A 9734-nucleotide genomic window follows, 5' to 3' on the forward strand; every position below is an offset into this window, starting at 1 on the left:
CCGCGACCGCCGAGGCCGGCCCGGCCGACATCGTGGCGCCGTGGCCGTTGCCCGTCACCACCGCTCCCTGCACGACCGCGACGGCGGGTTCGAGCCTGAGCAGGGCCGCCGGGACGGGCAGGGAGCGCGACACGTGGCTGTGCTCGCGATGCGCCCGCGCCGCCTCCAGGTGATACTCCTCGATCTCGGCGTAGAAGTCGTCCGAGAGATAGACCGAGCCGTCGACCAGCGGCCCCTGCCTCCGCTCCAGGATCGCGACCACGTCGTCACCGTTGAGCGTCTTGTGCGTCTCCAGCGCGTGGGCCAGGCACAGGACGTCTCTGCGGTGCTCCCGCAGCAGTTCCTCGGTCCGGTCCAGCAGGCGCACCAGGTTGAACTCGATGCGCTCACCCAGCACGTCGGGGGCCGGCGACTGCCCGCCACCCGGCGGCTTGGTGAAACCGATGCCACCGCCGCCTGGCTTGGGCATCGACTTGCCCCCCAGGATCTCCAGTTCCTGCAGTGCGGGCACCGAGGTCACCCCGCGCCCCATGCCCCAGTGCGCCTCCATCAGCGCGGTGAGGTACGTCGCCGAGAACAGGTCACCCGAGACGCCGGAGGAGTTGTCCTCGCCGAAGAACATCCGCTCCCCCGCCAGTGAGGCGAGCGAGACCATGATGTCGGCCTCGTGCTCGGACTTCCAGCGGGTGAACTGGTCCTCGGGCTTGATGCTCGCGACCATGCCGAGATAGTCGGCGCCCTTCTCTATCGTGGCGATGTCGATCTCTAGGTGGTAGCGGGTGCGGTAGGCCGCCACGGCGTGGCAGGCCTCGTGCACCGCGACCGCGTGCCGCTCGCGCTCGATGTACTCCACGTCCTCGGGCGGCCCGAGTTGCTTGAGCCGTTTGGCCCTGGTCACGTCCGACCAGGTGATGACCTCCCGGCCATCGCGGATCGCGGTGATCAGCGACTCGTTCACCAGGTCCTTGATCGTGGCACCGGTGGCGTAGGGCGTGATCGTCGCCAGCTTGTCCAGCTGCTCGTCGGTCAGCTCGTGGTCGACCTTGTCGAAGTAGCCCCGGTAGGTGCGGACCCGGCCCGCCTTCGACGGGTAGCCCACCTTGTAGATGCGGTCGATGCGGCCCGGCCGCAGCAGCGCCTCATCCAGCGAGTTGGGCATGTTGGTGGCCATCATGACCAGGATCCGGTACTTCGGCGGCGGCTTGGGCCGCATGCCGAAGAGCCTTCTCACATGCCGGTTGACGATGCCCCGGGGCTTCTTCAGGCCCGACAGCTCGGTGAGCAGCGCCTGCAGCGTGCCCGGGTCGCCGCCTCCGCCGCCCATACCGCCCATCATGAAGCGGCTGCGGCCGGTGTCCGGCTCCTCCCGCTCCGTCGCGCCCTTGCGGGTCAGCAACCAGCGGGTGTCCTCGCTGAGGTAGCCGAAGCCATGGCACCCGGCGGCGTGCGGGGAGAATCCGGGTCCGCCCCTGGGCCCCTGCTGCGCCAGCGAGCCACGCCGTCCGAGGGAGTCGGCCTCGTCGAAGAAGACGATCACGCCCCCGTACCGCAGCGAGAGCTTGCGGAGCTTCCTGAACAGCGACTTCACCTTCAGGATGCCGATGCCCATGAACATGTTGACGAACGCGCCGGGGTCGACGAACACGTACGGCTTGCCGGTCTCCCCGGCCACGGCCTCGGCCATCAGGGTCTTACCGGTGCCCGGCGGGCCCCACAGCAGCAGGCCGCTGGGCACGTAGCCACCGCGCTCCTCGATCGCGTCCGGCCGTTCCAGGAAGACGATGTTCTCCTTGACCCGCTCGACGACGTGGTCCTGGCCCCACACGTCGGTGAAGCGGGTCTTGATGTCGTCGGGGAAGTAGGTCTCCACTCCGCCCCGCGACAGCAGCCAGAACAGACCGATGAACTGGAAGGCGATGAAGAAGAACGCGAAGGCGAGCTGCGCCATGTACGGCAGCGCCTGCCAGAGCAGCGCGGGCGCCTGGAACAACGCGAGCGCGGGAGAGGTGTCCAGCACCTCGCCGAGGATGAGGGCGAGCACCGCGATCCAGAACAGCCACTTGATGGCACGTGCCATCCTGAAGCGATTCCAGTCGGAGAAGCGGCGGTGGGTCCAGCGCTCGAAGCCGCCGAACACACCGCGCGTCCAGAACCGGTTGTATCCGGCGGAGCGCTCGCTGACGAAGAAGTGGAGCTGGCGCAGGAACTCGGCGCCCAGGAGCCAGAAGATCCACGGCGCCGCGACAGCGGTGGTGATCATCGCATCCTGGAACGTCATGATGCCCTCGAATGAGGCCATCTCACTCCACACCAGGATGAAATAAATGATCGTCAGGATGAGGAGGAATTTGATCCGATCCCAGAACGGCATCTTCTTACGCTTGTCGGGATGCGGGTCCGTCGGACCCGAGCCGGGGGCCCGTAGTCCTTCGAAGGTGGGGGGCTGCGGAGGTGACTTCATGTACGGGCTTCTCCTCACCCGGTGAGTCGTTTGACCTTGAAAGATTGCGCGATCCTGTCGAACTCCCCGGCGCGCTTCCGGTAGCAGGCGGCCGAGCAGCGGATCAGCAGGGTGGAGATCTGCTTGCCGTCCGGGGCCAGATAGGAGGTGAGGTCGAAGGTCTCCGTCCCGGCGCCCTCGATCGCGTAGTTGAACCGCACGTGCACCCCGCGCAGGCCGTCTCCGGGCTGGAGCACCTCGTCGGCGAGAAGCTCGAAGTCCTTCAGCGGGTAGCCGGGGATCTCCGCGTACTCCTTGCGCACCGTCTCGGTGACGGGCAGGACGGAGTTGCGCATGCTGTTCAGGGAGAGCGCGTCCTGCTCCTCGGGGAGGAGCTTGGCGATCCGGGCGAAGACGAATGGTTCGTCCCCGGTGCCGTAGCCGAGTAGGTGATCTGGGGACGGTTTGCTGTGGGCGTCGTAGGCGGTCGACCAGATGAGCTGTTTGCGCAGCTGCGCGGTGGCCGATTCGAGGTCGGCTCCGATGGTCGCCTTGTCCAGCGCCGTCTGGTCGACCTTCTGCCAGGCCGCCGGAACCTTGAAGTACGTCTGCCCGTCGTCGTGGCGGACGTAGGTGAACTCCGCACGTGCACATCCCGTGAGCCCGCCGACCATGGTGGAAACAACCGTCATGGCAACCAAGGCGAACCCGGCCCTCGATCTTCTCACCAGGGCTGTACCTCCGCTTTACGGGTTAACGAGGTGGTTGTGCCCGTTTTTTAAGCGCCTCTCTCCTGTCTCGGCTCATTCGTCTTAGGAATCTTGACCAAATCTTTCCGGGAACCTGGCTTCACTTGTTACAAAGCTCCGCCGTTGGCCCTCAACACATCATTGAACTCTCAACCTCTGCCGTAGACCAGAGGCGGATGGGCGGTTATTCCCCCCCCCGGCCCACGACGGGAATCCGGCCCCCGAGGGGGCCCGTCCAGAGCAATATCCCTTTTATCCCTTTTTTGCCCATATGTGCTTTTATGGGGGTTTTCTAGGGTATGGGGAAATGAAATTGTGGGAACGGAATGCTCTTCCCACATTCACCGCAACGGGCGTCGGCTCTGGTCAATGTCGTCTTTCTCCGTGGTGCGCCGGCGGGGTCCGGCCCCGAGGACTCGGAGAGATGAGACGGACTCCGCAGCAGGACAATCGACAAGGAGTGGTGATCGTGAACAACGTAGTGCGCATGGCCCTCGCCGTGGCCGGAGGCTACCTTCTGGGGCGCGGGAAATACCGGCTGGCGGCTGTGCTGGCCGTCGCCGGCCTGACCGGCCACCTGCGCGCCGGCAAGGGCGACCTGTTGCAGCAGGGGCTGAAGATGCTCACCTCCTCTCCGGAAGTGGAAAAGATCATCGAAAACGTTCGCGGCGATCTTCTGGACGCGGGCAAGGACGCCGCCAGAGCAGCGGTGAGCAAGCAGATCGACTCGCTGAGCAGCAGGCTGCACGACCGGGCCGAGTTGCTGCGGACCCCTGAGCAGGCCGAAGAAGAAGAAGAAGAGTTCGAGGAACGCCGGGAGCGCCGCGGGAAGGCCACGAGATCCCGTGAGAAGTCCCGGCCGAGGGACGAAGAAGAGGAAGAAGAGCCCGAGGAGGAAGAGGAGGAGGAGCTAGAGGAAGAGGAAGAGGAAGAGGAGCCGGCCAGGCCCAGGAGCCGGGCCCCCTCCCGCCGTGGATCGGCGCCGCCGCGCACCAGGCGGGCACCCGCCAGGGCACGGGGGTGATCTCGATGGCTAGGACCTCGACGGACCGGCCCAAGCAGCAGAACGGCCAGGAATCCCCCATGGACCGGCTCACCCACGAGTTCCAGAATCTCCTCGGAGCCGCCGGGGAGCGGGCGCTGTCATCGGTGGGTGACAAGGTCAAGGGCGTGACCGGCCGGTTGACCGACTACACCGGAGGCGACGGATCGAGCCTGATGAGCGCCGTAACAGGTGGCGGCTCGAAAGGATCGACGGCCGGGAACCTGGTGAAGGGACTGGGCAAGATGGCCGTCGGCGGCCTGATACAGAAGATCACCGGAGGCAAGGGCGGAAAGGGGGGTAAAGGCAAGAAGCTGAAGCTGACGAACATCGTCGAAACGATCGACATCGGTGTTCCGGTCCGGATGGCCTACGACCAGTGGACCCAGTTCGGCGACTTCCCGAAGTTCATGAAGAAGGTCGAGAGCGTCGACCAGCAGTCCGACGAGAAGCTGCACTGGAAGGCACAGATCTTCCTGTCCCACCGCACCTGGGAGTCGACGATCATCGAGCAGGTGCCCGACAAGCGGATCATCTGGCGCTCGAAGGGTGCGAAGGGGTACGTGGACGGCGCCGTGACCTTCCACGAGATCGCCCCCGAGCTCACCCGGATCCTGCTCGTCCTGGAGTACCACCCGCAGGGCCTGTTCGAGCGCACCGGCAACCTGTGGCGCGCCCAGGGCAGGCGCGCACGCCTCGAACTCAAGCACTTCCGCAGGCATGTCATGAACGAGGTACTCCTGCACCCCGACGACCTTCAGGGCTGGCGCGGCGAGATCCACGACAGCAAGGTCGTCAAGGACCAGGAGACGGCTCTCCGGGAAGAGGAGGAGGCCCAGGGCCCCAAGGGAGAGGAAGAGGGCCCCGAGGAAGAAGAGGAACTCGAAGAAGAAGAGCCCGGCGAGGAGGAAGCCGAGGAAGAGGAGAGCGAATACGAGGAAGAGGAGGAGGAGCCGCCCAGGCGCCCGTTGCGACGCCGCGGTTCCGGCACGTCCCGCAGATCGGAGGAGGAACCACCCAGGCGTCCCGCCCGTCGCAAGACGGCCACCAGGGCGTGATCGAAGGAGGTACCGGAGAGGAACGCCATGACCATTGTCCAACCTTCGGGGGGCGGAGCGAGCGGCTACCGATCCTCATCCGGTCTGGCCGACGTCATCGAGACGATCCTCGACAAGGGACTTGTGATCGACGCCTTCGTCAGGGTGTCCCTCGTCGGGATCGAAATTCTGACCATCGACGTACGAGTCGTGGTGGCCAGCGTTGACACCTACCTACGTTTCGCGGAGGCGGTCAACCGCCTCGACCTCTCCCAGGTCGGCAGCCAGAAGGGGCTGCCGGAGCTGATGCAGGACGTGACCCAGAGCGGCAGCAAGGCGAAGGCCAAGGGCGCGACGGACGGGCTGCTGGACGCGGCCGGGGAGAAGCTCCGCAGCCTGACCGGCGGGTCCAAGGAGGAGGAGTTCGAGGAGGAAGAAGAGCGCGAACCGGCCCCCCGGCGCAGACGACGGAGGGAAGAGTGAGATGCGCGATCCCAGCGGAAAGTCCGGGACCGCCCAGTCCGGCAGATCGAAGTCCGAAAAGCGCCAGCCGTCCGGACGGCGTGGCACCGGATCCGGTAAGCGGCCCGGGCCCACCGGGTCCGAGAGATCCGGCGCCCCCAAGCGCGGAGCCGGCTCCTACATCTACGGGATCGTTCCCGCGGACGTCGAGCTGACCCCGGACACCCTCGGCGTGGGAGATCCTCCTGGCCAGGTCCGGCTGGTGCGGTACGGCGAGATCGCCGCCCTGGTGAGCGACGTCCCCACCGACCGCCCGCTGGGCAGGCCGGACGATCTCATGGCCCACCAGCGGCTGCTGGACGAAGCCGCCGCCGAGGTACCCGTGCTCCCGCTCCGCTTCGGGGCGGTGGTGACGGACGCGCAGGCGGTCGTCGACGAGTTGCTCACCCCGCAACACGACGACTTTCTCAACACGCTGAACGAACTGGAGGGCCGAGCGGAGTACATCGTGAAAGGGCGCTATGTCGAGCAGACAATCCTGCGGGAGGTCCTGGAGGAGAACCCCGAGACGGCGAGGCTGCGCGACGAGATCCGCGGGCGCCCCGAAGAGGCGACGTGGGACACCAGGATGCGGCTCGGAGAGCTGATCAACACATCGATCGCGGCCAAGCGCGAGGCCGACACCGCCGCGCTGCTCGACGTCTTCACCCCACTCTGCGTCGCCATCGCGGTACGCGAACCCACCCATGAGCAGGACGCCGCCCATCTGGCCCTGCTCGCGCAGACCGACCGGCAGCCGGAGATCGAGGAGGCCCTGGCCGAGTTCGGAACCCGGTGGGCGGACCGGGTCGGGCTGCGCCTGCTCGGTCCGCTGGCACCGTACGACTTCGTCAGGACCTGAAGGCAGGTGATCGACCATGGAACCACTGGGACTGATCTTCAGTCTGCCGCTCGCGCCGTTGCGCGGGCTGATCCGGCTCGCGGAGCTGCTTGAGGAACAGGCCGAGATGGAACTGCGGAGTCCCGCGGCGGTCAGACGCCGCCTGGAGGAGCTCGCGGAGGCCAGGGCATCCGGCGAGATCTCCGAGGAGGAGGAGTCCATGGCCGCCGAGCGGATCCTCCGAGAGATGATCACCTAGCCCGGACCGCCGCCGGTACGGCCGCACCGGCAGAGAGCGGAGAGACGACGAGGGGAGCGATCCCGTGCCTGTCAAGCGCAGAACCCGTGCGGAGCGCCCTGCCGACGACTCCTACAAGACCTCCGACGAGGAGGACACGGAAGAGGAGCCGGAGGAGGACGAGGAGTCCTACGAGGAGGTCGAGGACGAGGAGGACCTGGAGGAGGACAGGCCGCAGGCGAAGGCCCGCCGTCCGGGACGGCGCTCTCCTGCCCTGTCCGCGGCGACCGCGGGAACGACCGGGTTGCGGCACATCGCCGAGCTGACCTCGAAGGACACCGAGGGGGTGACACAGGTACGACCGGCGGAGGGCGGCTGGCTGGTCGAGGTCGAGGTCGTCGAGGACCGGCACATCCCCTCGTCGGGCGACATGCTCGCGCTCTACCAGGTCGAGCTGGGCCCCGAGGGGGACCTGCTGTCGTACCGCAGGGTGAGGCGCTACCGGCGCGGCAGGGCCGACAGCGGCGAGGCGAGCTGACATGGCCGAGGTGGCACGCCCCGGCGGCGCGTTCTCCCAGCCCTACGGCCGGGGAGCGTCCGGCGGGCGGGAGCCCGCCAATCTCGCCGACATCCTGGAGCGGGTGCTGGACAGAGGCATCGTGATCGTGGGCGACATCCGGGTGAACCTGCTGGACATCGAGCTGCTCACCATCAAGCTGCGCCTGCTCATCGCCTCGGTCGACACGGCACGGGAGCTGGGCATCGACTGGTGGGAGCACGATCCCTGGCTCACCACGAAAGACCGTGACCTGGTCGAGGAGAACCGCCGCCTGCGCCGCCGGCTGGCCGCCGCGGAGGAGGACTGGGAGACCCCGGGGCGCCGCTCCCTGGACAGATGGGGAGAGAGATCCCCCGAAGAGGTCAGGGAGCCGAGGCGGTACCGGGAGCCTCGCGAGGCCAGAAGGTCCAGAAAGGGGGACCGCGATGGCTGAGGCGGGCACGTACCTCTACGCGATCGCCCAGGACCTGGGCCACGCCCTCCCCGCCGGCGTGACGGGCGTGGCCGATGCGCCCGTACGTGCGATCACGCACGAGGGCCTGGTCGCGTACGTGAGCCCGGTGCCCCTGGACGAGTTCGGCGAGGAGCCGCTACGGCGCTCTCTGGAGGATCTGGACTGGGTCGGAGACACGGCCCGCGCTCACCATCGCGTCGTGGAGGCCGTCGCGGAGGAGGCCCCCACCGCACCGGTCCGGCTGGTGACGGTCTACACCGGCGAGGAGCAGGTCCGCGACCTGCTGCGGCGCAGGCATGACGACTTCGCCGCGGTGCTCGCCCACGTCACCGGGCGCAGGGAGTGGGGGGTGAAGGCGTACGCCGCCCCGGCCGCGGCCGACTCGCCGGTGGCAGGGGAGAGTGCCGCGGAGAGCGGCAAGCCGGGGACGGCCTACCTGCAACGCCGCCGGGCCAGCCTGCGCAACCGGGAGGACGCGTGGCGCCAGGCGGCCGAGCGCGCGGAGCACATCCACGCCACCCTGGCCGCCACCTCCGTCGCGAGCCACCGGCACCGGCCCCAGGATCCGGAGCTGTCCGGCCGTGAGGACCCGATGGTGCTGAACGGCGCCTACCTCGTCGACGAGGATCACGCCGAGGAGTTCGCCGCCGCCGTCGACGGCCTGCGCGGGCAGGGGATCGACCTGGAGCTCACCGGCCCCTGGGCGCCGTACTCCTTCACCGTGCTGGATCTCGGCACGACCGGCCGGGAGATGTCCGATGACACCTGACCGCCGCCCGCGCGGCGCCGCGCTCGCCGCCCAGGGACGCCTGCCCGCCGAACGCGTGGCACTCGTCGACCTGCTCGACCGGCTGCTGGCGGGCGGGGTCGTGGTCAGCGGCGACCTCGTGCTCTCCATCGCCGACATCGACCTCGTCCGCATCTCACTGCGTGCCCTGATCACGTCCGTACGGGCGTCCGACGCGATTCCCTCCGTGCACCCGCCGGACGCGGTCACGGTCGTACGGACATCCGACGCGACCACCCCGGCGAGTGCGCTCGGCCCACCGGACCACGGGTCCCCACGGTGAACCGTCCCGGCGACGGCCCACCCGCGGAGAACCTTCGCGAGACGGAGGACCCCGGCGTCACCCGGGAGAGGCTCCGCGCCGCCGCGGAGGACCTGCGAACCGCGCGGAGGACATCCGGCAGGGCGCGCTCGGTGACTCCGGCGAAAGGGACTCCGGCGAGCGGGCGGAAGGACTCCGTGAGCACCTGGGAGGGCTTCCGGAACACCCGGAGAGCGGCGCGGGGCGGCCGATGGCGGGTGAACACCGACCCCGAGGCGGTCGAGCGGGACCTGACCCGCCTCGTACTCACCCTCGTCGAACTCGTGCGACAGCTGGTGGAACGCCAGTGCGTGCGCCGGATGGAGCAGGGGGACCTGACCGAGGAGCAGGTCGAGGTGCTGGGCCTGACGCTCATGCGTCTTGAGGAGGCGATGACCGAACTGTGCGAACGCTTCGGGCTCTCGCCCTCCGACCTCAACCTCGATCTCGGACCGCTCGGAACCCTGCTTCCCACGGACTGACCCCCGCGTCCCCGGACCGGACCGGAGACGCAAGGGACGGGGCTCGGTGGGGGGACTTGAACCGTTCGCCCATCTTCTGAGTAGCTTCGACGCTCCGTGGCTGGACCTCTCATGCCCGGAATAGGCGCGCAGAGAGGGGCGGTGCCCACACCCACCTCAACGAGATTGGGTCCTACCTCGCGGCACACGCCCATGCCGGGGAAGCTCAGCAACCGCCAGTTCAGGATCCTCAGCAGACGATCTCAACTGCGCTCAGGGCAGCGGTGGTAAGGGGGCGGGAGTTCGGTGCTGCGATCACCGATC

At 68.1% G+C, this 9734-nt stretch carries 12 protein-coding genes; 10 read left to right on the plus strand and 2 right to left on the minus strand.

Translation table 11 applies throughout. The features are described 5' to 3' along the window. Window positions 1-2461, minus strand: a 2461-nt coding sequence (locus ABZ260_RS38610; protein ID WP_355627360.1) for an AAA family ATPase, incomplete at its 3' end; no start/stop codon positions are given. Window positions 2462-2475: 14 nt separating this feature from the next. Next, window positions 2476-3132 carry a hypothetical protein gene (locus ABZ260_RS38615; RefSeq protein WP_355627363.1) on the minus strand — a complete coding sequence of 219 codons (657 nt, stop codon included), beginning with the start codon at window positions 3130-3132 and terminating at the stop codon, window positions 2476-2478. 526 nt (window positions 3133-3658) lie between these two features. Between ABZ260_RS38615 and ABZ260_RS38620 the strand changes: the two genes are divergently transcribed. The 10 genes from ABZ260_RS38620 (at window position 3659) to ABZ260_RS38665 (ending at window position 9431) form a co-directional block, all read left to right on the plus strand. Further along, window positions 3659-4213, plus strand: coding sequence for a hypothetical protein (locus tag ABZ260_RS38620; protein WP_355627366.1), 555 nt, complete (start codon window positions 3659-3661; stop codon window positions 4211-4213). A gap of 5 nt (window positions 4214-4218) precedes the next feature. After that, window positions 4219-5289: an SRPBCC family protein gene (locus tag ABZ260_RS38625; protein ID WP_355627369.1), complete on the plus strand. Its 1071-nt coding sequence runs from the start codon at window positions 4219-4221 to the stop codon at window positions 5287-5289. Window positions 5290-5316: 27 nt separating this feature from the next. After that, window positions 5317-5751 (plus strand): gas vesicle protein GvpJ, encoded by a 435-nt coding sequence (gene gvpJ / locus ABZ260_RS38630; RefSeq protein WP_355627372.1) that lies wholly within the window; start codon window positions 5317-5319, stop codon window positions 5749-5751. Between the two features lies 1 nt (window position 5752). Next, entirely contained in the window at window positions 5753-6631 is an 879-nt protein-coding gene (locus tag ABZ260_RS38635) for a GvpL/GvpF family gas vesicle protein (RefSeq protein WP_355627374.1), read from the plus strand. 16 nt (window positions 6632-6647) lie between these two features. Continuing rightward, window positions 6648-6869, plus strand: coding sequence for a gas vesicle protein GvpG (locus ABZ260_RS38640; protein ID WP_355627377.1), 222 nt, complete (start codon window positions 6648-6650; stop codon window positions 6867-6869). A 64-nt stretch (window positions 6870-6933) separates the two neighbouring features. Beyond that, window positions 6934-7386 carry a gas vesicle protein GvpO gene (gene gvpO, locus ABZ260_RS38645; RefSeq protein ID WP_355627380.1) on the plus strand — a complete coding sequence of 151 codons (453 nt, stop codon included), beginning with the start codon at window positions 6934-6936 and terminating at the stop codon, window positions 7384-7386. Between the two features lies 1 nt (window position 7387). After that, complete coding sequence (locus ABZ260_RS38650; RefSeq protein WP_355627383.1) at window positions 7388-7840, plus strand: gas vesicle protein; 453 nt, start codon at window positions 7388-7390, stop codon at window positions 7838-7840. Next, window positions 7833-8630, plus strand: coding sequence for a GvpL/GvpF family gas vesicle protein (locus tag ABZ260_RS38655; protein WP_355627386.1), 798 nt, complete (start codon window positions 7833-7835; stop codon window positions 8628-8630). The genes ABZ260_RS38650 and ABZ260_RS38655 overlap by 8 nt, the downstream gene beginning before the upstream one ends. Further along, a complete protein-coding gene (locus ABZ260_RS38660) occupies window positions 8620-8931 on the plus strand; it encodes a gas vesicle protein (protein WP_355627389.1) in 312 nt (103 codons plus the stop codon). Before ABZ260_RS38655 ends, ABZ260_RS38660 begins: the two co-directional genes overlap by 11 nt. Before the next feature lie 176 nt (window positions 8932-9107). Next, window positions 9108-9431, plus strand: coding sequence for a gas vesicle protein K (locus tag ABZ260_RS38665; RefSeq protein ID WP_355627392.1), 324 nt, complete (start codon window positions 9108-9110; stop codon window positions 9429-9431). Window positions 9432-9734 lie beyond the last annotated feature (303 nt).

It is taken from the genome of Streptosporangium sp. NPDC006013 (assembly GCF_040614275.1).
Classification (GTDB): Bacteria; Actinomycetota; Actinomycetes; order Streptosporangiales; family Streptosporangiaceae; genus Streptosporangium.

Bases quoted from the DNA above. Each gene is read 5' to 3' on its own strand.
- ABZ260_RS38640 (WP_355627377.1), top strand. From the start codon at position 6,648: ATGGAACCACTGGGACTGATCTTCAGTCTGCCGCTCGCGCCGTTGCGC.
- ABZ260_RS38650 (WP_355627383.1), top strand. From the start codon at position 7,388: ATGGCCGAGGTGGCACGCCCCGGCGGCGCGTTCTCCCAGCCCTACGGC.
- ABZ260_RS38655 (WP_355627386.1), top strand. From the start codon at position 7,833: ATGGCTGAGGCGGGCACGTACCTCTACGCGATCGCCCAGGACCTGGGC.
- gvpJ (WP_355627372.1), top strand. From the start codon at position 5,317: ATGACCATTGTCCAACCTTCGGGGGGCGGAGCGAGCGGCTACCGATCC.
- ABZ260_RS38625 (WP_355627369.1), top strand. From the start codon at position 4,219: ATGGCTAGGACCTCGACGGACCGGCCCAAGCAGCAGAACGGCCAGGAA.
- ABZ260_RS38660 (WP_355627389.1), top strand. From the start codon at position 8,620: ATGACACCTGACCGCCGCCCGCGCGGCGCCGCGCTCGCCGCCCAGGGA.
- ABZ260_RS38635 (WP_355627374.1), top strand. From the start codon at position 5,753: ATGCGCGATCCCAGCGGAAAGTCCGGGACCGCCCAGTCCGGCAGATCG.
- ABZ260_RS38615 (WP_355627363.1), bottom strand. From the start codon at position 3,132: ATGACGGTTGTTTCCACCATGGTCGGCGGGCTCACGGGATGTGCACGT.